This window comes from Lichenicola sp. GTC18331, assembly GCF_055386855.1.
Map to the genome: position 1 here is coordinate 269,428 of NZ_AP045015.1, position 21,287 is coordinate 290,714.

The 21,287-nt window shown below is 66.4% G+C and carries 24 protein-coding genes and 1 pseudogene; 8 read left to right on the top strand and 17 right to left on the bottom strand.

Annotation, left to right across the window (positions count from 1 at the left end; translation table 11 throughout):
- Nucleotides 1-7 precede the first annotated feature (7 nt).
- Nucleotides 8-484, top strand: a complete 477-nt coding sequence (locus ACZ5BM_RS01265) for a hypothetical protein (protein WP_498909523.1) — start codon at nt 8-10, stop codon at nt 482-484.
- On the opposite strand, the gene ACZ5BM_RS01270 is transcribed toward ACZ5BM_RS01265, so the two are convergent.
- Nucleotides 439-1,212 carry a class I SAM-dependent methyltransferase gene (locus ACZ5BM_RS01270; RefSeq protein ID WP_498909524.1) on the bottom strand — a complete coding sequence of 258 codons (774 nt, stop codon included), beginning with the start codon at nt 1,210-1,212 and terminating at the stop codon, nt 439-441. The genes ACZ5BM_RS01265 and ACZ5BM_RS01270 overlap by 46 nt on opposite strands.
- A 64-nt stretch (nt 1,213-1,276) precedes the next feature.
- Here ACZ5BM_RS01270 and gloB point away from each other — a divergent pair, with 64 nt between their 5' ends.
- A complete protein-coding gene (gene gloB, locus ACZ5BM_RS01275) occupies nt 1,277-2,005 on the top strand; it encodes a hydroxyacylglutathione hydrolase (protein WP_498909525.1) in 729 nt (242 codons plus the stop codon).
- Nucleotides 2,006-2,100: 95 nt separating this feature from the next.
- Here gloB and ACZ5BM_RS01280 read toward each other — a convergent pair whose 3' ends face one another.
- Nucleotides 2,101-3,159 carry an NAD(P)-dependent alcohol dehydrogenase gene (locus ACZ5BM_RS01280; protein WP_498909526.1) on the bottom strand — a complete coding sequence of 353 codons (1,059 nt, stop codon included), beginning with the start codon at nt 3,157-3,159 and terminating at the stop codon, nt 2,101-2,103.
- Between the two features lie 148 nt (nt 3,160-3,307).
- Between ACZ5BM_RS01280 and phaR the strand changes: the two are divergent.
- Nucleotides 3,308-3,631 (top strand): annotated as a pseudogene (phaR, locus tag ACZ5BM_RS01285) (polyhydroxyalkanoate synthesis repressor PhaR); the annotation flags it as partial.
- 195 nt (nt 3,632-3,826) lie between these two features.
- Here phaR and ACZ5BM_RS01290 read toward each other — a convergent pair.
- The 12 genes from ACZ5BM_RS01290 to ACZ5BM_RS01345 all read right to left on the bottom strand — a co-directional run bounded on the left by ACZ5BM_RS01290 (nt 3,827) and on the right by ACZ5BM_RS01345 (nt 14,691).
- Nucleotides 3,827-5,143, bottom strand: coding sequence for an amino acid permease (locus tag ACZ5BM_RS01290; RefSeq protein WP_498909527.1), 1,317 nt, complete (start codon nt 5,141-5,143; stop codon nt 3,827-3,829).
- Complete coding sequence (kynU, locus tag ACZ5BM_RS01295; RefSeq protein ID WP_498909528.1) at nt 5,140-6,372, bottom strand: kynureninase; 1,233 nt, start codon at nt 6,370-6,372, stop codon at nt 5,140-5,142. The genes ACZ5BM_RS01290 and kynU overlap by 4 nt, the downstream gene beginning before the upstream one ends.
- On the bottom strand, nt 6,369-7,004 hold the full coding sequence (gene kynB, locus ACZ5BM_RS01300; protein ID WP_498909530.1) for a cyclase family protein: 636 nt from the start codon (nt 7,002-7,004) through the stop codon (nt 6,369-6,371). Before kynB ends, kynU begins: the two co-directional genes overlap by 4 nt.
- A 48-nt stretch (nt 7,005-7,052) precedes the next feature.
- Nucleotides 7,053-7,148: a DUF2474 family protein gene (locus tag ACZ5BM_RS01305; protein ID WP_422864211.1), complete on the bottom strand. Its 96-nt coding sequence runs from the start codon at nt 7,146-7,148 to the stop codon at nt 7,053-7,055.
- 34 nt (nt 7,149-7,182) lie between these two features.
- A complete protein-coding gene (gene cydB / locus ACZ5BM_RS01310) occupies nt 7,183-8,202 on the bottom strand; it encodes a cytochrome d ubiquinol oxidase subunit II (RefSeq protein ID WP_498909531.1) in 1,020 nt (339 codons plus the stop codon).
- Between the two features lie 5 nt (nt 8,203-8,207).
- Nucleotides 8,208-9,647 carry a cytochrome ubiquinol oxidase subunit I gene (locus ACZ5BM_RS01315; RefSeq protein ID WP_498909532.1) on the bottom strand — a complete coding sequence of 480 codons (1,440 nt, stop codon included), beginning with the start codon at nt 9,645-9,647 and terminating at the stop codon, nt 8,208-8,210.
- On the bottom strand, nt 9,644-10,213 hold the full coding sequence (locus ACZ5BM_RS01320) for a GbsR/MarR family transcriptional regulator (RefSeq protein WP_498909533.1): 570 nt from the start codon (nt 10,211-10,213) through the stop codon (nt 9,644-9,646). The genes ACZ5BM_RS01315 and ACZ5BM_RS01320 overlap by 4 nt, the downstream gene beginning before the upstream one ends.
- A gap of 107 nt (nt 10,214-10,320) precedes the next feature.
- A complete protein-coding gene (locus tag ACZ5BM_RS01325) occupies nt 10,321-11,370 on the bottom strand; it encodes a DUF2125 domain-containing protein (protein WP_498909534.1) in 1,050 nt (349 codons plus the stop codon).
- A gap of 355 nt (nt 11,371-11,725) precedes the next feature.
- Entirely contained in the window at nt 11,726-12,376 is a 651-nt protein-coding gene (locus ACZ5BM_RS01330; RefSeq protein WP_498911437.1) for a lysophospholipid acyltransferase family protein, read from the bottom strand.
- A gap of 65 nt (nt 12,377-12,441) precedes the next feature.
- Entirely contained in the window at nt 12,442-13,047 is a 606-nt protein-coding gene (locus ACZ5BM_RS01335; RefSeq protein ID WP_498909535.1) for a YdcF family protein, read from the bottom strand.
- Nucleotides 13,044-14,027: a cell division FtsX domain-containing protein gene (locus tag ACZ5BM_RS01340; protein ID WP_498909537.1), complete on the bottom strand. Its 984-nt coding sequence runs from the start codon at nt 14,025-14,027 to the stop codon at nt 13,044-13,046. The genes ACZ5BM_RS01335 and ACZ5BM_RS01340 overlap by 4 nt, the downstream gene beginning before the upstream one ends.
- Nucleotides 14,020-14,691 (bottom strand): cell division ATP-binding protein FtsE, encoded by a 672-nt coding sequence (locus ACZ5BM_RS01345; RefSeq protein WP_498909538.1) that lies wholly within the window; start codon nt 14,689-14,691, stop codon nt 14,020-14,022. The genes ACZ5BM_RS01340 and ACZ5BM_RS01345 overlap by 8 nt, the downstream gene beginning before the upstream one ends.
- A 72-nt stretch (nt 14,692-14,763) precedes the next feature.
- On the opposite strand from ACZ5BM_RS01345, the gene ACZ5BM_RS01350 reads away from it, so the two are divergent.
- Nucleotides 14,764-15,213 (top strand): zinc ribbon domain-containing protein, encoded by a 450-nt coding sequence (locus ACZ5BM_RS01350; RefSeq protein WP_498909539.1) that lies wholly within the window; start codon nt 14,764-14,766, stop codon nt 15,211-15,213.
- 10 nt (nt 15,214-15,223) lie between these two features.
- Here the strand turns inward: ACZ5BM_RS01350 and ACZ5BM_RS01355 are convergent, their stop codons facing one another.
- The 3 genes from ACZ5BM_RS01355 to ACZ5BM_RS01365 form a co-directional block, all read right to left on the bottom strand.
- Entirely contained in the window at nt 15,224-15,610 is a 387-nt protein-coding gene (locus ACZ5BM_RS01355) for a hypothetical protein (protein ID WP_498909540.1), read from the bottom strand.
- 205 nt (nt 15,611-15,815) lie between these two features.
- Nucleotides 15,816-16,889, bottom strand: coding sequence for a glycosyltransferase family 4 protein (locus ACZ5BM_RS01360; RefSeq protein WP_498909542.1), 1,074 nt, complete (start codon nt 16,887-16,889; stop codon nt 15,816-15,818).
- A gap of 4 nt (nt 16,890-16,893) precedes the next feature.
- Nucleotides 16,894-17,751 carry a UDP-2,3-diacylglucosamine diphosphatase gene (locus tag ACZ5BM_RS01365; protein ID WP_498909543.1) on the bottom strand — a complete coding sequence of 286 codons (858 nt, stop codon included), beginning with the start codon at nt 17,749-17,751 and terminating at the stop codon, nt 16,894-16,896.
- A gap of 155 nt (nt 17,752-17,906) precedes the next feature.
- Here ACZ5BM_RS01365 and ACZ5BM_RS01370 point away from each other — a divergent pair, with 155 nt between their 5' ends.
- The 4 genes from ACZ5BM_RS01370 (at nt 17,907) to ACZ5BM_RS01385 (ending at nt 21,265) form a co-directional block, all read left to right on the top strand.
- On the top strand, nt 17,907-18,779 hold the full coding sequence (locus ACZ5BM_RS01370; protein ID WP_498909544.1) for a diacylglycerol/lipid kinase family protein: 873 nt from the start codon (nt 17,907-17,909) through the stop codon (nt 18,777-18,779).
- Between the two features lie 80 nt (nt 18,780-18,859).
- A complete protein-coding gene (locus ACZ5BM_RS01375) occupies nt 18,860-19,342 on the top strand; it encodes a chemotaxis protein CheW (protein ID WP_498909545.1) in 483 nt (160 codons plus the stop codon).
- Nucleotides 19,329-20,750 (top strand): CheR family methyltransferase, encoded by a 1,422-nt coding sequence (locus tag ACZ5BM_RS01380; protein WP_498909546.1) that lies wholly within the window; start codon nt 19,329-19,331, stop codon nt 20,748-20,750. Before ACZ5BM_RS01375 ends, ACZ5BM_RS01380 begins: the two co-directional genes overlap by 14 nt.
- A complete protein-coding gene (locus ACZ5BM_RS01385; protein WP_498909547.1) occupies nt 20,750-21,265 on the top strand; it encodes a chemotaxis protein CheW in 516 nt (171 codons plus the stop codon). The genes ACZ5BM_RS01380 and ACZ5BM_RS01385 overlap by 1 nt, the downstream gene beginning before the upstream one ends.
- The last annotated feature ends 22 nt before the right edge of the window (nt 21,266-21,287 follow it).

A 21,287-nucleotide genomic window follows, 5' to 3' on the forward strand; every position in this document is an offset into this window, starting at 1 on the left:
GGGCGCGGTGGACATGCTGCCAGCCGAAGCACGACAACCGCTGCCCATGGGGGCGTTTCTGGTGGACGAGCTGGGGCGTCTCGCCCTGGAGCGCGATAAGGTCGGCGGCTTCGCCTTTCGCTGGCGCGGCCGGCCGATGATGCTCGAGATCGTTCCCGATGCTAAGGGGGTACACGCAGAGCCGGCGGTGCGGACCGAGTGCCGGTTGCGCCTGACTGTCCGGATCGGCCGTATTCCGTCCACGGCACTGTCCGCAGAGCGCCGGCCCGAGGCTTTCGCCCTGTTGCGCGCCTTGCCCGACATGTTGCCGGAAGGCTGGGCGTTGTTTCTGCTGGCCGATCACGGGCTGAGATTGGTGGCGGAATACGGCCTGACGTTGCCGGCGGTGGTGGGCGAATTGCTGGTGCCCGCGACCCGGTTTTCCCTTGCGCTGGCGCCTTATCTCGATGTGCTCGAGGAATACGGGGTGGCGATGGAAGCCTGATCCACTGGGCCGATCCGGCCCATGGGCAACAGAACGCGCCGGGCGAAGATGCCGCCGAAGCGTCGCGACGTGCTGGCCACCGGCAGGGCGGCATGCACGTCCTTGACCGCTTCCACGATCAGCACGCCCGACAGGCGGGGTGAAAGATACCGGCCGGCCGTTTCGACCAACGGCGCTGCACGGCGCAAGGCGTCGACCGGCGGCATGAACAGACCGCCCCGGAGCGTTTCGATACGGAACAGGGACCGTCTGAGCAGCCGTTCGATTCGGCCGATCGAGCAAGGCGCGCCGTCGGCGAAGGGGGTGCCGTCATGGATCGCCCAGAGTCCGGTGCGATTCGGTACCACTATCAGCAGCCGCCCGTCGTCGCGCAGACAACGCGAGACGCCGCGTAGCAGCCGGGTGGCATCTGCGGTCTCGATCGCGTGCATCATCACCACGCGATCGAACGCGGCATCCGGAAACGGCAACGCGTCGTCCTGCACCAGAAGACGGGTGGATGTGGCGGCAGGATCGCCGGCAGCGGATGCCGCAGCCACGGCATCGACGCAGAGACGAGCCTGTTTGCGCCATAACGGCAGAAGCGGTGCGGCATATCCGAGGCCCAGAACGGTCTGTCCGGACAGGTTGGGCCAGATCCTGCGGGCAGAGCGTCGCAATGCGCGATGCGCGGTCTGGCCCAGACGGGTCGCGTTGAACGCCATCACGGCCTGGACGTCGTCGAGCATGCTCTCGATATAGCATGATGCCGGGCGATGCTCAGTCCCCACGGCGATTGTGAAGGAGCGCGCCATGACGACACTCAATATCCGCTCGATCCCGATCCTGTCCGACAACTATGTCTGGCGTCTGCGCGACACGGCGAGCGGGGCCGTCGCCGTGGTCGATCCCGCCGTGGCCGTGCCAGTGGTCGACGTTCTGGAGGCCGAAGGCGGCCGGCTGGATCTCGTGCTCCTGACCCATCACCATGACGACCATATCGCCGAGGCGAGACAGGTGGCGGAGCGGTTCGGCGCCCGGATCGTCGGTGCCGCCAGAGACGCTGCGCGCCTGCCGCCGCTCGATCTGGCGGTGGGTGGCGGCGACCGCTTCGCCTTCGGCGATCAGACCGTCGAGGTCATCGATACCGACGGGCACACCCGCGGTCATGTCTCGTTCTTCCTGCCGTCCGGGCCGGCTTTGTTCTGCGGCGATACCCTGTTCAGCCTGGGCTGCGGGCGGCTCCTGGAAGGAACGCCGGAGGAGATGTTCGCAAGCTTCGCGGCCCTGAAACATCTGCCTGACGACACTCTGGTCTGTTGCGGGCACGAATACACGCTCGGCAATGCACGGTTCGCGCTGTCGATCGATCCGCAGAATGCGGCCTTGCAGCGGCGTGCGGCCGAGGTGGAACGTCAGCTTGCCGCAGGCGAACCGACCGTGCCCTCGCGTCTGGGCGACGAACGGATGGCAAACCCGTTCATGCTGGCGCGCAATGTGGCGGAGTTCGCCCAGCGCCGGGCAGGGAAAGACCGGTTCTAATATCGGTATCGCCGACAGGCCTGCCTCGGCGGAAGAGGCAGCCGGTCGCCTTCGGCTCGAAGACCCCGCCCGGGACAACGGGCGGGGTGACGCGATCAGGCCGCTTCGGCGAGCGTGTCCATGTCGATCACGAAGCGATATTTCACGTCGGCCGAAATGACCCGCTCATAGGCCTCGTTGATCTGCGCGATGTCGATCATCTCGATATCGGAGACGATGTCGTGCTCGGCACAGAAATCGAGCATCTCCTGGGTCTCGGCGATGCCGCCGATCAGCGAGCCGGCGAGCTGGCGGCGCGGCAAGGTGAGCGAGAATGCCTGCACGGAGAGCGGCTCTGACGGCAGGCCGACCTGCACCATGGTTCCGTCGAGCTTCAGCAGGGCGAGATAGGCGTTCATGTCGTGCTTGGCCGACACGCAGTCGAGAATGAAGTCGAAGCGCCTGGCCTGCGCCTTCATCGCCGCTGCGTCCTTGGAGATCACCACGTGATTGGCACCGAGCCGCTTGGCGTCCTCGGCCTTGCCCGGGCTGGTGGTAAAGAGCGTCACGTCCGCACCCATGGCGTGGGCGAGCTTCAGCGCCATATGGCCGAGGCCACCCAGGCCGACGATGCCTACCGTCTTGCCGGGACCGACATTCCAGTGACGCAGCGGGGAATAGGTGGTGATGCCGGCGCAGAGCAGCGGCGCGACGGCGGCGAGCTCGAGGTTCTTGGGCACCCGGAGCACGAATTTCTGGTCCACAACGATGGCCTTGGAATAGCCGCCGAAGGTGAACTTGCCGGGCAGCTTCTTGTCCGGCGCGTCGTAGGTGCCGGTGAAGCCGTTCTCGCAATACTGCTCCAGCCCCTTGGCGCAGCTGTCGCAGGACTGGCACGAATCGACCATGCAGCCGACGCCGACGACGTCGCCGACGGCAAACCCGGAGACGTCCTTGCCGACCGAGACCACCGTGCCGACGATCTCGTGTCCGGGAATGACCGGGTAGTGTGCCGGTCCCCATTCGCTACGGGCGGTATGGATGTCGGAATGGCACACGCCGCAATAGCGTATGTCGATCTGAACGTCGGTCGGTCCCGGATCGCGGCGCTCGAAGGAAAGGGGGGCCAGTTTCGCGTCGGCGCTCTGCGCCGCGTAGCCAGTACAGGCGAGCATGGAGTCTCCGGTGTCTTGGGGATGCTGCGCAGATGGCGCTTCCCCCTTCCTCAGACAAGAGCGCTGCCGTAAGGGAGGGCCGGGCCGATTTGCCTTGCCATATGGTCCCCATGCTATCGTCGCGACATTGACACCGGGAGGGGGCGCATTGGCTGATCTCGATCGTCCGGCCACGCCGGTCGTCATCAAGAAGTACGCCAACCGTCGGCTGTACGACACCGAGGGCTCGATCTACATCACGCTCGACAGCCTGGCGGCCATGGTGCGCCAGGGGCGCGAGTTCGTGGTGTTCGATGCCAAGACCGGTGACGACATCACCCGCAGCGTGCTGACGCAGATCATCGTCGAAGAGGAGACCAAGGGCCGCAACATGCTGCCCACACGGTTCCTGCGGCAGTTGATCGGGCTCTATGGCGATTCGGCCCAGGGCGAGGTGCCGGCGTTTCTGGAAGAGATGATGGCGCATTTCGCCGCGCGATCGGCGAAGACGGCGGATCGGAGCAAGCCGACCCAGACCGTCCGGCCGGAAGCCGAGATCGCTCGCCTTCAAGCGGAAGTGGATCGCCTGACCCAGCTTCTAAAGGCACGCGGCTGATCGCACGGCATTTGCCACAGTTCGCTCAGGTCGCCGCTGAAGCGGTTACGACGCTCGCTCACGTGTTGCCGATCACGTCGCCGCTCGCCGGCGCTGGCTTCCTGCCGCACGCAATCCGATCATGATCAGCAGAAACGGCACACCGTAGGCCAGCGTCAGGCGGAAGGCCCCGGTGAACGGGGTGGTCAGCAGGATCGCCAGCATCAGAACGAGGCCCAGCAGGCTGCCCCAGGCGCGCCCGGCTCCACGCAAGACGCGGAAGCGGAGATGGGTGGCGAAGATGGTAGCCCATGTGAACAGGGCGCCGAAGATCGACACGGCGATCATCGCGCCGAAGGCCTGAGCGGGCGCGCAGACGAACACCAGAGCGGCGAAAGCGATGCCGACGCTCGAGGCCAGCAGCGCCGGCAGCGGTACGCCGAGCCGGGTGACTCGGGACAGGAGTTTCGGCGCCTGACCGGCTTCGGACAGGCTGTAGAGCATGCGGCTGGCGGCGAAGATCTGACTGTTCATCGCCGACAGGGCTGCGATCAGGATCACGGCGTTCATCAGCGAGGCCGCCCAGGGCACACCGCTCTCGCCCATCACCATCACGAACGGGCTGGTGCCGGAATTGGCGCGCGTCCAGGGCATCACGGCGAGCATCACCGCCAGGGTGGCGAGATAGAAGAACACCAGACGGGCGATGGTGGAGCGCAAAGCGCGCGTGATGGCGCGCTCGGGGTCCTGCGCTTCGCCCGCCGCGACCGCGATGGTTTCGATGCCGAGATAGGAAAAGATCGAGACCACCACCGCGACCCACATGCCGTCGAACCCGTGCGGAAAGAACCCGCCCGCGCTGATATAGAGATGCGGGCCGATATCCGCGCCATGCGGCGGGTGCAGGATGGTGAACAGGCCGAGCAGAAGAAAGGCCAGGATCGCGGCGATCTTGACCGACGAGAACAGATACTCGACCGAGCCGAACAAACGCACGCTGATCGCATTGATGCCGATCAGCGCAGCGGAGAATCCGGCGATCCACCACCACCCGGGCAGATCGGGCAGCCAGAAGCGCATGTAGAGCGCGACGGCCGTAACCTCCGTGCCGACCGCGAGAACGTTGGCGGACCAATAGGCATAGCGCACCAGGTAGCCGGCGGTGTCGCCGAGATAGCGTGCCGCCAGAGTGCCGAACGAGCCCGTGCCGGGATCGGTCACGGTCATGTCCGCCAGGGCGCGCATCAGCAGAAATGCGATCAGCGCTCCGACGGCGTAGGAAAGCAGAACGGAAGGGCCTGCAAGGCTGATGGCGAAACCGCTGCCCAGGAACAGGCCGGTGCCGATCGCGCCGCCGATGGCGATCATCGACAACTGGCCGCTGGACAGGGTGCGTTGCAGGCCGCTCATGTGACGCGCCCCTTCTGGTGAAAGCGCGGCTCGGTCCAAAGCGCGTCCTCCATCACCTTCTGCAGATGGGTAACGGCGTCGAACACGTCCGCGAAACGCGTATAGAGCGGCGCCAGGCCGAAGCGCAGGCGGTCCGGCGCCCGGAAGTCACCCACCACACCACGTGCGATCAGTGCCTGACAGATCGGGTAGGCGTCCGGATGCCGGAACGAGACATGACAGCCGCGTTCGGTCGCGGTCTCGGGCGAAGCGAGTTCGAAACCGGCGCAGCGTTCGCGCATCAGATCGATCAGAAGCGAGGACAGCGCGCGGCCTTTCGCGAACAGTGCTGAGAGATCGACGTCGCGAAACTGCTCGACGCCCGAGGCCAGTGCGACCATGCCGATCACCGACGGTGTGCCGCACAGGAAACGATCCAGTCCTTCGGACGGACGATAGCCATCCTCGAACGCGAACGGGGCGGCATGTCCCATCCAACCGCTCAATGGCTGTCGCATCTGCGGCTGCAGCGCTTCGGCCGCGAATAGAAAGGCCGGTGCGCCAGGACCACCGTTCAGATATTTGTAGCCGCAGCCGACGGCGAGATCCGCGCCGCAGGCATCGAGCGCGACCGGCACCGCGCCGGTGCTGTGGCTGAGGTCCCAGAGCACCAAAGCACCTTTGGCGTGCGCGGCGCGTGTGAACGCCGCCATGTCGAGCATGCGACCGGTGGCATAGTGCACATGGGTCAGGACGACGACAGCGGTGTTCTCGTCGATGGCGTCGAGGATCTCGTCAACCGGACGCAGCACGACGCGCACGCCCGGCCGCAGCGCGGCGACCCCTTCGGCGACATAGAGATCGGTCGGGAAGTTGCCTGGTTCCGACAGGATGTCCGTGCGATCCGGACGAAGCATCAGGGCGCCTGCGATCAGTTTGAACAGATTGACCGAGGTGCTGTCGCACACGATCACCTCGTTCGGCTTTGCGCCGATCAGCGGCGCGATCGCCGCGCCGACGCGTTGCGGCAGGCCGATCCAGTCATGCGTGTTCCAGCCCGCGATCAGGTCCTGGCCCCATTGCGTGGCAACGACCGTTTGCACCGCGTCCGGCGTGGCGCGCGGCAGGGCGCCGAGCGAGTTTCCGTCGAGATAGATGCGATCTTCGGGCAGGATAAAGCGTTCGCGGAACCTGGCCAGCGGATCGTCGCGGTCGAGGGACAGCGCATCCGTGCGTTCGAAACGGCTCATGCGGCAAGCGGCCGCAGAACGGCGCGCACAGGCGAAGCATCGAGGCCGACGAGACGCAGAGGCAGGGCGATCAGTTCGTATTCGCCCGGCGCGACATGATCGAGCACCAGACCTTCGAGGATGCGTAGCCCGGCGACGCGTGCAGCATCGTGCGCACGCAACAGCTTCGCTTCGCGCGGGTCGATCGACGGCGTGTCGACGCCGACGAGGCGGGCTCCACGTTCGGCGAGAAGCGCGATCGCGTCGGGATGCAGTGTGGTGAAATTGTCCTGCCACCCATCGTGCGGAAAGCGGTCCCAGGTGCGGAGAAGGATGCGCATGGCTTCAGACGGGAGTGCCGTCGCGAGCCGCTCGGAGGTGATGACCGGACCGAAATCGCGCGCGTCGATGACGAAGGCGGGGCCGAGAAACGGATCGAGATCGAGTGCGTCGATCGCGAGACCTGTCCTGTCGTAATGCGACGGGGCGTCAGCATGAGTCCCCGCATGGGTCGAGCAGCCGAACCGGGCGACCGAGACGGGACAACCAGGACCGATCTGCCAGACCGGCGCCGTTTCAAACGGAGTATCGCCGGGCCAGTGTGGCACACCCGCACGGAGCGGCTGCGAGATGTCGATCAGATCGGCCGCCACGTTGTTCTCCCTGCGCGCCCGGCATCATAGTCGGACGCGCAACGAAAATCAGCCGAGGATGATCAGCCGCAATCCGTAAGCGACCGCCGCGAACACGGCGATGCTGGCGGCCCAGAGGCCGACGAACCAGCCGATTCTGGTCACCAGACGGCGCGGCGAGCCGTCCGGTGCGCGATCGTCAGTGATAATGTGTCTCCGTATCCACCTTGCCACGGAAGACCCAGTAGGCGTACGCGCTGTAGGCGAGCACAACGGGAATCAACACGCTGGCGCCGACCAGAAGGAATTTCTGGCTCGAGGGGGGCGAGGAGGCCTGCCAGATATTGATGCCCGGCGGCACGATGAACGGCCACACGCTGATGCCCAGTCCAGTGAAGCACAAAAAGAACCAGCCGAGCGCGCACAGAAGCGGCGCGACATGGTGCCCCTCGTCGTCGATGGTGCGCCAGAATATGAGAGCCAGCAGCGCGACCAGGATCGGAACCGGCGCCACGTAGAGCATGCGCGGCCAAACGTTCCAGTGACGCAGATAGCTCAGGTTGAGAGTGGGGGTCCAGAGGCTTACCACGACGATCAAAGCGAGCGTGATGGCGGCCAGGAGCTTGGCCTGACGGCGCACGCGTTGCTGCAGTTCGCCGTTGGTGCGCCACACCACCCAGCAGGCGCCGAGCAGCGCATAGCCGATCACGGTGGCGATACCGCAGAAGATCGAGAAGCCCGTCAGCCAGTCCCACCAGCCGCCAGCATACTCGCCGTTCACGACCTTGATGCCCTGGATCAGCCCGCCCAGGATCAGCCCCTGAGTGAAGCCTGCGAGCAGCGAACCGGCGAAGAAGGCGAAGTCCCAGATCGCCTGTCCCCGCTTGGTTTCGGCACGGAAGCGGAACTCGAAAGCGACGCCGCGGAAGATCAGCGCCAGGAGCATGGCGATGATCGGCGGGTACAGGGCCGGCAGGATAGTCGAGTAGGCGAGCGGAAACACGCCGTAGAGCGCCGCTCCGCCCAAAATGAGCCAGGTTTCGTTGCCGTCCCAGACCGGGGCGACCGTGTTCACCATGACGTCGCGGTCGTGCTTCTCGCTCTCGACGGCGAACAACATGCCGACGCCGAGATCGAACCCGTCCAGGGTGATGTAGGCCAGAATGGTGAAGCTGGCGATGCAGGCCCAGACGATGGGCAGCCAATGTGCCTGATCCATGACGCTCACTCCGCAGCGCTCGGGTAGGGGGCGTGACCGCCGCTCTTGGGGCGGCCCTGAGCCGGGCCGGGATGGATGCCGGCGGTGCGCGTCGGCGTGTGCGGGTCGAGATCGCTTTCATTCGGCTGCGGCGAAGCGTTCATCAAACGCAGGATGAAGGCGAGACCGGCACCGAACACCACGAAATACACCACCACGAAAGCGACCATGGAGGTGGCGATGCCCGGCAGGGCGATCGGAGAAACGCTGTCCGTGGTCCGGAGCAGGCCGTAGACCGTGTAGGGCTGACGGCCGACCTCGGTGGTGATCCAGCCGCAGAGCAAGGCGATGAAGCCGGACGGCGCCATGACCAGCGCGAAACGGTGCAGCCAGACGCTGTCATAGAAACGGCCGCGCCACCGCTGATACAGGCCGAACAGGCCGAGCGCGAACATCAGGAAGCCGAGGCCGACCATGATGCGGAAGGTGAAGAAGATCAGCGGCGAATATGGACGGTCTTCCGGTTTGTAGTCCTTCAGACCGGGCACCTTGCCGTTGAGGCTGTGTGTGAGGATCAGCGAGCCCGCGAACGGGATCTCGATCTTGTAACGTGTGGTCTCGGCCTTCATGTCCGGGATACCGAACAGGATTTCAGGCGCGCGGCCTTCGCTGGTCCAATCGCCTTCCATCGCCGCGATCTTGGCCGGCTGGTATTGGAGCGTGTTCAGGCCTTGCGTGTCGCCGGCCAGGATCTGGATCGGGGCCACGATCGCGGCCATCCACATTGCCATAGAGAACATGACCCGCACCGCCTCGGACGGCGCGCGGTTCCGGCGCCGATCGCGCAGCAGATGGAACGCGCCCACGGCGCCGACGGCGAAGGCGACGCACAGGAATGCGGCCAGACCCATATGCACGAGGCGATACGGGAAGGACGGGTTGAAGATGATCTGCCACCAATCGGCCGGCAGGAAGCGACCCGTGCCAGGCTCGATCGAATAACCCTGCGGCGTCTGCATCCAGCTATTGGACGCGAGAATCCAGGTCATCGAGATCAGCGTGCCGATCGAGACGAGGCAGGTGGCGGCGAAATGCAGCTTCTTGCCGACCCGGCCCATGCCGAACAGCATCACCCCCAGGAATCCAGCCTCCAGGAAGAAGGCGGTGAGCACTTCATAGGCCAGCATCGGTCCTAGCACCGGCCCCGCTTTCTGGGCGAAGCGCGACCAGTTGGTTCCGAACTCGTAAGACATGACGACGCCGGACACGACGCCCATGGCGAAACCAATCGAAAAGATCTTGAGCCAGTATTTGAACAGGTCGAGATAAACCTGCCGTCCGGTCTTCAGCCACAGACCTTCGAGCACCGCCAGATAGGCGGCGAGGCCGATCGAGAAGGCCGGAAACATGATATGGAAGGCGACGGTAAAGCCGAATTGCGCGCGCGCGAGGTCCAGCGCGTTCATGATGCGATCCCTTCATGGTCTGCGGAAGTCCGGCCGCGCCGGAACACGGTGACTTTGTTGCGAAGTTCGAGAATGCGCGACACGCCGGCGCCGAGCGCCAGCAGTCGTGCGAGGGAAGAGTTGTCGAGCTTCTGCACGTCGTCGGCCCAGCCGGTCATCAGCTCGATCAGGTCGTGCATTTCGCGCATCTTGTCTTGCGCGTGGCGCTCTTCGGTCGTCGCCGGGGTTTCCATCAGAATATCGCGCAGCAACGACAGGGTCGGATCGACTTCGCGCTTGCGCCGTTCTTCCGCCAACGTGCGCACGATCTGCCAGATATCGTCCGGTGCTTCGATGTAGTCGCGACGGTCTCCGGGAAGGTGGCGCTTGCGGATCAGCCGCCAGCCTTCCAGCTCCTTCAGGCCCATGCTGACATTGGAGCGTGACAAACCAAGACTGTCGCTGATCTCGTCCGCGTTCAGCGGCCGATCGGACAGGAACAACAGCGCATACATCTGTCCGACGGTGCGGTTGACGCCCCAGCGCCCGCCCATCTCGCCGAAATGCAGCACAAAATCCTGGATCAAGGGAGGAAGATTCACCGTTCCAAACTTTCAGGAATTCCTGAAAGTTCAGATAAACCGGATGTAAGGTTTGTCAACGTGGGCTCCGGCTATGCGCCCCGCGGTAGCGTTCACAATGGCGGTAGAGTTGCCAGCGGAATGGTTCCCAGAGACAAGATATTGGCGCGCAGCGTCAGCGGCAGGCTGATCCGATCGTTCACCTTGCCACTGCCGTCGCCGATCAAGCCGATCACCGCCGCAATCGACGTTTCCTCTCCTGCGCCGATCAACCCGGCGTGGCGCAGGACCGAAAGCGGTTTTTCGGGATGCAGCAGATCAAGCGACAGCGTGCCGTCAAACAGTCCCTCGCTCATCGGCACCAATCTGCCCCGCAGGAACAGGCCGGCATCCGGCCAGTCCAGGCTGGCCTCATCCAGACGGATCGCACCGCCGGCCGTCCCCCAACGGCGCAGCATGTCGGCGAAGCTGGGTGCCGTCTTGCCGTCGCCGGGAAGGGCGTCACGCAGCGGAGCATCGAGCCTGGCCACCAGACGCGCGCGCTGGGCGATGCGCCCTTCGCTGGCGCCCAAGAGCGGCATCGCGACCTGATGCAGCGTCACGGAAAGGTCGGTGCCGTCGCCACGGTCCGGCCGCCAGTGCAATTCGGCCTCCATCGCCGCGCTCTGCAAGACATCATCCGGTCCGGCGCCGGCCCGAACCAGATGCAGCGCCTCGGCACTCACCCGGATACGGCTACCGTCGCTGTCGAACGCGAGTTCCGAACCCCAGCCCCGCAGCGACAAGGTGCCGAGTTGCAGCTTCTGCGTTCCTGGCAGAGCCACATGCAGCAGGCTGGGATGGAACGGCGACAGGCTCAGTATGACCGTATCGCCGGACCACTCCAGGCGGCCGGGCATGGCCCCCCGGTTGGCGGCCAGGCGCAGGCCGGTGATCCGTAGCGTGGCGGCGAACGGCCAGCCGCCACGCCGGCCGCGATGAGCCTGTAGGCTCCATCCCGCCCGTTCTGCACTGGCCGTGAACCGACCCAGCCGTTCGTCGAGCAGGTGTTCGAGCCTGAACCAGACAACGGTGTCCGCCACCGCCGCGACGCTTGCCAGAACCAGGACCACCGACAGAAGCCTGCGCAACCAGGGTCGGCGCGGTAGGGGGAGATGTTGCATCGCTCCCTTCATAGATCACTGGCGGCGGGGTGGCGAAGTCGTTGATGCAGCGGCGACACCCAACCCTCCGAAATCTTATCCACAGGCACGACGGAGCGGTTAGAACCCAAACTTCCTCGGCTTTCTGTTCGATCGGTCAGCTTTCCACGACAAGGGAACCATCGTGGGTAGTTCGAAATAATCCTGATTATACCTTCAACGTCTTGTTAACACGCTTGCCATGTGTCCTGTGGGCTTGACAGGGAGCCTCGTAGCGGCATCCAGGCCTCCCCGATCGGCACAGACTGTCTACGCGCTTTTCCATCCGTTCGAGAACAAAGCCCACAAACTTATCCACAGGTCTGTTGGGGGGTGTTCACGCAAGTCGTTGTCGTTCCAGCGTCTCCCAGCCCTCGCGGATCGCCGCGAGCAGAGCCTGCCGCTTCAGGCCGGGCGGGATCGGTGGACCGATATCGATGTGCAGCACGCCGCTGCGTTTGATGAAGGCGTTGCGCGACCAGCAGCGGCCGGAATCCGTCGCCACCGGCAGGACGGACAGGCCGGAATGGGTCGCAAGGGCAGCAATTCCGGGCTGCAACGGCACCTGTTCCCCAGCCCGCACCCTCGTACCCTCCGGGAAGATCACGATCTGGCGCCGGTCCGTCACGGCCGCGGCGGTATCGCGCAGCAGGTCGCGTAGAGCCTTGGCGCCGCCTTCGCGTTCCAGAGGGATCATGCCGGCCAGAAGAAGCATCGGCCCGACCAGAGGCAACCTGGTGAGCTCCTTCTTCATCACGTAGGCCGGGCGGGGCACGAGATTCATCCAGACCAGCGTGTCGAAGGCCGATTGGTGCTGCGATGCGATCAGGACGGGTGCTTCGCCGGTGAGATGCTCGAGGCCGGTGATGCGCAACTCCACGCCGCAGATGCGCTGCAAACCCTTCACCGTCGTTCCGGCCCAGAGCTTGGCGTAGGGGAGCGCCTTTCCAGGGGCGAACCAGCGAATTGGAAAGGCTGCGATGCCCATGATCAGGGTCAGGGCGAAGAAGAACAGGTTGAACGCCGTCGCGCGCAGGATGGTGGGAAACAGGGTCACGCGGTCTCTCGGAGATGGGCGCCGCCGGTCAGGCCGAACACGACCAGCAGCCATTTGGTGTATTCGGAGGATAGCAGCTTCAGCGTGCCGAGGCTCGGTCGCGTCATCGCCGGCGGCTGGATCGGATCGGGGATCAGCGTCGCTTCCGGCAGGGCGGTGCCGATTTCGGCCAGGGCGCGGCGCATGTGATAGCTGGCCGTGACCACGATCAAGGATTCCAGCCCGTTCGAACGCGCCCAGGAGGCGGTTTCCATCGCATTGCCGATGGTCGTGGTCGCGGCGTGACCGAGTGCGATGCGGCCGGCGTAGCGCGGATCGTCCGGCCGCCCGGCGGCCCGCAACAGATCCGGCAGTTCGACCCCTTCGCTCACCCCGGAGATCAGCATCAACTGCGCCCGGCCCGCCGCCAGGAGATCGAGTGCGGCGTCAATGCGGCCGGCGCCCCCGGTCAGCACGACGATCCCGTCGGCCTTGGGCACCGGGCCGGCAGGACGCATCGCCTCGGCGGCGAACCAGGCGAAGCCCGCCAGCCAGCCCAAGACGAAGAGGGCGGCGAACAAGCCCATGCCGCGCAGAACCCAGCGTCGGCGCGACGATCTCATGGCAGGCGTCGCAGCCACGCCCGCACCGTGAACTGGGCGGTTAGCCAGCCGATGGTGGCGGCGATCGGCGGAAGCAGCGGCAGGGCGATCCAGAGCGGCATCGGCACGCGGGCCAGGGCGTCGCCGAGCGTTGCGGTCAGATCGCCGGCGGGCAGAGGCGGCGGTTCGGAGCCGGTGGCGAACGGTGCGCCCAGCCGACACAGCAACAAAAGGAGAGGAACGGAAAGGATCGTGCCGACGATGCCGCCGGAGAAAGCGAGAACCGTGGTGCGGCGGGCGAAGCGTCCGGCGATATAACCGTCGCCCGCGCCGAGACCATGCACGATCTCGATGGAATGGCGCCTCGCTGCCAGCCCGGCACGCGTGGCTGCGGCGACCACGGCGACAGCGACCCCGGTGACGACGAGCAAGGCCAGGGCGGCGCAGGCCTGGAGGCTGCGTGTCAACGCCACCAGACGCGCGGTCCAGGGCTGGTTGCGCTCGGCCAGCGTTCCCGGCGCGGCCGCGTCGAGCCTTGCGGCGAGATCGGGCGGCGGCTCGATGCCGGGAAGGAGGCGAGCCTGGATCACACCGGGCAGGGACAAGGCCGGGGCAGCGGCGTCGGTCCCGCCCGCGCCGCCAAGCCAGGGGGCGAGCAGGGCGGCGAGCTTCGCGCGGTCGAGCGGGGTTGCGGAGGCAAAGGCGGGGTCGTGCGTCAGGACGGCCAGGGCCGCATCCGCGCGCGATCCGGTTCCGCTGGCGGCCGGCTTGTCCGCATCCGGTATTTGGATCGTCACGATGGCGGCGGCGCCGTTGTTCCATCGTTGCGCCAGAAGAGAGGCGCCGACCGCCCCGGCGAGGGCCAGGGCGGCCAGAAAGGTCATGGCGGCGACCAAAGCCGGCAGGAGGCGGTCCGGCATGGCGCGTCGAAGGGCCAGACCGTCCTTGCGGCGCGATAGACGGGGCCGTCCGGTCATGCGCGTGACGGAGGCGTTAGCCATGCGACACCAAGCGACCGCGCTCCAGCACCAGCGCCGGATGGCCGAAACGGCGCACCAGGGCCTCGTTGTGGGTGGCCACCAGAACGGTGGAGCCCATCTGGTTGAGCTCCTCGAACAGCCCGATCAGACGCATCGCCTGCGGCTCGTCCAGCGCGCCGGTCGGCTCGTCCGCGAGCAACAGAGGCGGCCTGTGCACCACGGCGCGCGCCACCGCGACGCGCTGCTGTTCGCCACCGGACAGGGAGTGCGGACGAACGTCGAGCTTGCGTCCGAGACCGACGAAACGGAGCATTTCCGTCACCTCGAGCTCGATCCTGTCTTCCGGCAGGCCGTCCAGACGCAGACGGAGCGCCACATTGTCGAACACGGATAACTCGCCGAGCAGGCGCAGATCCTGGAATACGATGCCGGTGCGCCGCCGCAACTTGGCCAGGGCCGCCCGACGGGCGCGGTTCACGGAAACGCCCAGCACCTCCAGCTGCCCGGCTGTCGGCTTCAGCGACAGGGACAGCAGACGCAGCAGGGACGATTTTCCGGCACCGGAGGCACCCAACACCCAGCGAAAGGCGCCGGATGGGATATCGGCGCTGATGTTCTGCAGTACGGCGCCGCGATTCGGATCGCGGCCGGGATAGCGAAGTCCGATCTCGTCGAGCGAAATCAAGGCGTTGGCCTCGTTAGCGATCGCTTAAGGTTTCGCTGCGACATTGCCGCGGCCGACAGAAGGTCGTCCCGAATGAAAGTCAGCTGTCCGAATTGCTCGACGGCATACGAGATTCCGCCGCCGGTGAAGCCGAGACGGTTGCGTTGCGCTCGCTGCGAGACCGAGTGGCGCGAGCTGCCGCCCGAGCCTGAGTTGGAGCCGGAGCCGGCGGAAGAGCCGGTGCAGATCGCGCCCGAGCCTGTCGACGAGCCCCTTCCAGACTTCGAGGACGCGCCGCCGGAACAGCACTCCGCGCCGATCACGCTGGCTTCGCCGCTGCCGCTTGATGCAATCATGCCGCCGCCGATAGCGAAAAGCCGACGCGCCGGCGTGGTCTGGACGGTTCTGTGGATCCTGAGCCTGGTTCTGGTTGCGGCGGCGCTGTTCGCAGCCTGGCATTTCCGCGTCGCGATCGAGCATCTCCGTCCGGAAACGCTGCGGCTTTTCCGGCTGATCCCGGGCGGTGTCCCGCCGGCGCGCTGAGCCCGGATCGTCACATGCCGCGGGCGGCGAGCGCCGAAAGTGTGGCACCGATCGCGGCCAGGGCCATCAGCAGCAGACCATCGAAGATCAGACCGGAGGGGGTGATCCAGTGGCCGGCGAAATGCAGGCCCGACGGTATGGAACCCGACACGGTGTTAAGAATGTCCCGTGTCTGTGAATCGGCATCGCCGGACTGGGTCGTCATGGCGCCGACCACTTTCGGCAGCGCCCACCAGCCCACACCGATCACCAGCAGAAGCGGTGCCAGAAGCTCCGCCACCTGCTGCACGAAATAGAACACCACGTGTACGACGCTCCAGGCGCCGAGACGCAAGATCGTGCCGGCGGTCTGCGTGCCGGAACGTCCGGTCCATTCCGTGCGGGTCGGGCGGTCCATGCGATCAACTCCAAGTTGCGGCCCGAGCACCGTGTCGTTCCTCGTGCCGCACCTAACTCCGAACCGCAACCGACGGCAACGCGGCTTTAACGTGACACGTGAAAAGGCCGGTGCGCTCACACGGCACCGGCCTGGGACATTACCGCGGAAGAGGGACGTTCGCCATGTTCCGGATCAAACGGATAGAGCGGTGGACGACCCCGGATCAGACCGGAGCGGAGACCTTCTCACCGTTCATCGGCGCCAGTGCCTGGAGAAAGGTTTCCGCACAGGCGCGCCAGCCGAAACGCTCGGCATGGGTGCGGCAGGCGGTTCGGTCCGCGTCCAGCGCCGCCAGCGCCGAGGCACGCAGATCGTCGCCCACTGTGCCGACCGCACCGTTGGTTCCGGCGAGAACGTCGCGCGGGCCGGTGACATCGAACGCGGCCACCGGCACGCCGGACGCCAGCGCTTCCAGCAGCACCAGCCCGAACGTGTCGGTGCGGCTGGGGAACACGAACACGTCGCCGCCGGCATAGGCCGCCGCCAGTTCGGCTTCGGAGAACGGGCCGGTGAACACCACGCCGGGGAAACGTTCCTTCAGCTCGGCGAGCTGCGGGCCGCCGCCCACCACGACCTTGGAGCCGGGCAGGTCCAGTTCCAGAAAGGCAGGGATATTCTTTTCCACCGCGATCCGGCCGACATACAGGAAGATCGGTCGCGGGATGCCGTATTCTGTGGCCCAGTCCCGACGCGGCTCCGGCGAGAAGCGGGACAGATCCACGCCGCGCGACCAGGGCACGATATGGGTGAAGCCACGCGCGCGCAGCTCGTCGGCGAGGCTGGCGGTGGCGACCATGGTGCCGGCCGAGGCGTTGTGGAAGCGGCGCAGGAAGGCGTAGCTCGGGCCGAGCGGGAGACGGGTCCGCGCCTGCAGATATTCCGGAAACCGGGTGTGGAACGAGGTGGTGAAAGCGTGGCCGCGCCGGATCGCCCAGCGACGCGCCGCGATGCCGAGCGGACCTTCGGTCGCGATATGCAGCCGGTCGGGCGCGAACGCCGCGATGATCCGCGCCAGCCTGCGTCCGGGCAGGATCGACAGGCGGATATCCGGATAGGTAGGGCAGGGAACGGTGCGGAACCGGTCCGGCCCGACCACCTGGACGACATGGCCCATCGCACGCAATTCTCCGGCGATGGTGGAGAGCGTGCGGACGACGCCGTTCACCTGCGGCTTCCAGGCGTCGGAAACGATCAGGATGCGGCAGGGCGGCGCTGCGATCGGGCGAACATCGTCCATGGGATCAGGCCAATTCCGGAAGAACGGTCGGGCGGGACATGCGTCGGGCACGCGAACTCATGAAGGAAAGGCGGCGCCGTTCCGCCCAGTCGATCAGTTCGAGACGTCCGCCCGCATGCTCGACCAGAGCGGTGCAGCTTTCCACCCAATCGCCGTCATTGATGTAGAGCACGCCGCTGATCTCGCGCATCTCGGCGTGATGGATATGTCCGCACACCACGCCGTCGACCCCGCGACGACGCGCTTCGGCGGCCAGCGCTTCCTCGAACCGGTCGATCGCCTTCACCGCGCCCTTGACCTGACGCTTCAACCATGCGGACAGCGACCGATAGGGAAGCCCCAATCTGCGTCGGGCGAGATTGAACCAGCGATTGATCACCAGCGATGCCGCATAGGCGCGATCGCCGAGCAGCGCCAGGAACGGCGCGTAGCGCACGACGCTGTCGAACTCGTCGCCATGCATCACCAGAAGACGGCGCCCGTCCTCCGTGACGTGCACCGCGTTCTCGCACAATTTGATGCCGGCGATCTCCAGACTCATCGGCAGCCAGGCGCGGAACATCTCGTCGTGATTGCCGGGGATGTAGACGATTTCCGTACCGCTGCGCGCCGCTTTCAGAATGAGACGCAGAACCTCGTCATGATCCGTATCCCAGTACCAGGAGCGGCGCAGGCGCCATCCGTCGATGATGTCGCCGACCAGGAACAGCTTGTCGCAGGTGGTGCGCGACAGGAAATCTGCCAGGAAATCGGCGCGGCTTCCGCGCGTGCCGAGATGCAGGTCGGAGATGAACACGGTGCGATAATGCGTGCGTGGCTCTGCAACGATCTGGCCGGCCGGATCGAACGGGATGGCGTTCATCGGTCGCTCCTGCGAACGCGAGACTCGCGATGCACCGGTCCATCCCGGCGATTCTGGCCTCGGCGCACACCTCCTACACAACCCATCGTGCCGGTTGCGTGACGTTTGCATGATCTTCACAAACAACGCGCCCGGAGCGTGTCATCATCGCCGCCATGCTGGTGATCTACAATCCGACGGCCGGACGACGGCGTGTCAGCCGTCTCTGGACGGTGCTCGACGTTCTGGTGGCGCATGGCGTGCGGCTGGAGGTGGTGGAAACGCGCCATGCCGGTCACGCGGCCGAACTGGCGCGCGAGGCGGCGCACGATCCCGACGCGCTGGTGGTGGCGGCCGGCGGTGACGGCACCATCGCCGAGGTGGCGGCGGGATTGCAGGGCGGGCGGGCGCGGCTGGGTATCATTCCCCTCGGAACGGCCAATGTTCTGGCGCACGAGCTCAACCTGCCGACCGGCGCGGTGGGGCTGGCCGCCACCCTGGCCTCGAACCGGCAACGTCCGCTCTGGCCCGGAATCGCCAGCTCCACGGACGGCGAGCGCCTGTTCGTGCAGATGCTCGGCATCGGTTTCGACGCGCATGTGGTCCATCACATCTCCCGCATCGCCAAGCGCGCGCTCGGCAAGGGCGCCTATGTCGCGCAGACCCTGCGCGAACTGCCGCGCTACGGGTTCGAGCCGATCCAGCTCCTGATCGACGGTGAGGAAGCGGAAGCGGGCAGCGTGATCGTCGCGAAGGGAAGCCTGTATGGGGGGCCCTATCTGCTGGCGCCGGATGCGCGTCCCGATGAGCCGGGTTTCTCCGTGATCCTGTTCGAACAAGCGGGGATCGGCCCTGCGCTGGTCGCCGGCGCGGCGCTGCCCTTGAACCGGCTCGGCCGTGTGCCGGGCGCGGTGCACAAGCGGGCCAGCGAAATCGTGGTGAAGGGAACGCAGGCCCTGCCGGCGCAGGCGGATGGCGATCCGGCCGGCACCACGCCCCTGCGGATCACCGATGCCCTCAGCCCGATCTCGGTGATGGTCGCGAACTGATCCGGCACGTCGTTTGCCGTCTGTCTGTTGACGCTGCGGCGTCAACTCTGTCTGCTCAGGCGGTGATGGACGCGCCGATCGTGATTTTCAGTGTTGCCGGCCGACGCATGGCGCTGCCGGCCGCACGCGTGCGCGAATGTCTGCCGCTGCCCCGACTCGATCGCCGTCCCGGAACGCCGCCCGCACTGGCCGGGTTCTTTTCGCTGGGCGGGGCGACGATGGCGGTGATCGATCTGGCCGTGCTGCTCGGCCTGCGAGCGCCCGGCGAGATCCCGGAAACCGATCCGCTCTATCGTCCCATCTTGCGTCTCGACGCGCTGACATTGCTCGTGGACCGGCTGGAGCAGGTGCGTCACCCCGACGGCGCCGACGACGAGGCCGAGACCGATCGCTGGCAGAACGGGTGCGTGTCCCGGCATCTGCGCGCTGGCGGACCAGTGGCGCTGCTGGATCCGGACCGCCTGCTGCTGCTCGACGAGCAGGCGCGCGTGGCCACGCTGACCGCGGATGCCGCCCGGCGCGTTACGGTCTGGACCGATGAAGGCGCCGATGTCGTCGATTGACGCCCCGGTCTTTGGCCGCATCAAGCGGCTGGTGATCGAACGCACCCTGCACCATTACTACGACAACAAGGACGACCAGCTGCGCGACCGGTTGCATCGTCGCTTCGCCGCCACCGGCCTGTCGCCGGAGGGCTATCTCCGTCTCCTGGAGAGTGGCGGATCGGAGGAGTGGGGACATCTCGAATCCGAGATCACCATCAACGAGACCTTCTTCTTCCGTTTCGCGGAACAGTTCGATGCCCTGCGCGACGTCATTCTGCCCGGGCTGGTCGAGGCGCGGGCCGCAGCCCGGCGTTTGCGGATCTGGAGCGCCGGCTGCTCCACCGGGGCGGAACCCTACTCGGTGGCGATCCTGCTGCATCGCCTGCTCGGTCCGGCTCTGCGCGACTGGTCCGTATCGATCCTCGGCACCGATATCGACGAAGCGGCGCTGGCGACGGCCCGCCAAGGCGAATACACGGACTGGGCCCTCCGCAGCCTGTCCCAGCCGGAGCGGCACCGCGATTTCGTGTCCACCGGCGACGGCAAGGGACGTCGCTGGAGCCTGCGTCCAGCGTTCCGCAGCATGGTCCGGTTCGAGAAGCGCAATCTGCTCGATGCGCTGGGCGGCGCGCCCGTCGCGGGAGAGCAGTACGACCTGATCCTGTGCCGCAACGTGCTGATCTATTTCCACCAGGATACGGTGCGCGCTCTGGTGCGTCGCTTCGGCGCCGCGCTGGTGCCGGATGGCTGGCTTCTGCTGGGCCATGCCGAAGCGGTGGGGCACACCCTGGACGACTTGCAGCCGGTCGTGCTGGACGGGACAGTGGTGTGGCGGCGCGCGGATGCCGTCCGGCCCGTTTTGCCAGGACCGATACCGACGGCCACACCGCCGCTGCGGCCCACGCCCCGACCGTCCAAAACGGCAACGCGGGCGTTGCGGTCACAGCCCGTGCCGGCAGCGATCGCGGCGCCGGGACCGGTCGAAACGACTCTGCCCGATGCGACCTCCGCGATCGAGGCGGTGCGCGAGCTGGCCGATCGCGGCCTGCCCGACCAAGCCTTGAGCGCGTGCAGCGATGCGCTCGGTCGCCATCCGCTTTGCGCCGATCTGTTCTTCTACGCCGCTCTGCTGAACCGGGCACTGGACCGCGACGGCGATGCCGAAACGGCGTTCCGGCGCGCGCTTTATCTGCGCAAGGATTTCGTGATGGCGCACTACCATCTCGGTCTGCTTCTGTTCGACACGGGACGTTCCGTGCCCGGCCGCCGTTTGATCGGTGAAGCGCGCCGGATCGCGCTCGACCTGCCGGAGGATGCCGCCTTGCCGTGCGGCGACGGCATGACCGCCGGACGCCTGCTCGCCCTGAGCCGGCAGGACTGGTTCGACCGGGATGGCAGCCAGGGCGATGTCCGGGGGCATGGCTGATGGACCGGCATGTTCGCGAACGCATCCTCTCCGAGCGCACCGAGGCCCTGGCGCAGCGTGGCCTTCAGATCGGCCATGCCTTGTTGCCGCCGCGTCTGGTCTGTCTGGCGGGCGGGCGCCATGTGGCGCTTCCTCTGGGCATGGTCTCGGCCGTCAGGCCGTTCGTGTGTTCGCCGGTCCCGCTGATCACGGCGCGGGCGAGGGGGGTAGTGCTTGGTGTTTCCCTGGCCGGACGCGTGCTGTTCTCTGTTCTGGATCTGAATCGCCTGCTCGACCCGGCTCAGCGCGACGGCGACATGCCGCAAGGCGGGAAGATGCTGATCCTGCGCGCGAGCGAGCCTCCTGCCGCCCTCCGGGTGGACCGCGTTCTGGGCGTGATGCGTTTGCGTCCGACCGCCGAGCCCGGACGCGCCCTTCTCGGCGAGGAAGACGGTAAAACCGCGAATCAGCCGCTCGTATTGCTGCTGGATGCCGAGGCGCTGCTTGCAACCATCGCGTCCCTCGACCATGCCTGAGCCTTCTTTCGTCACCCTCCCA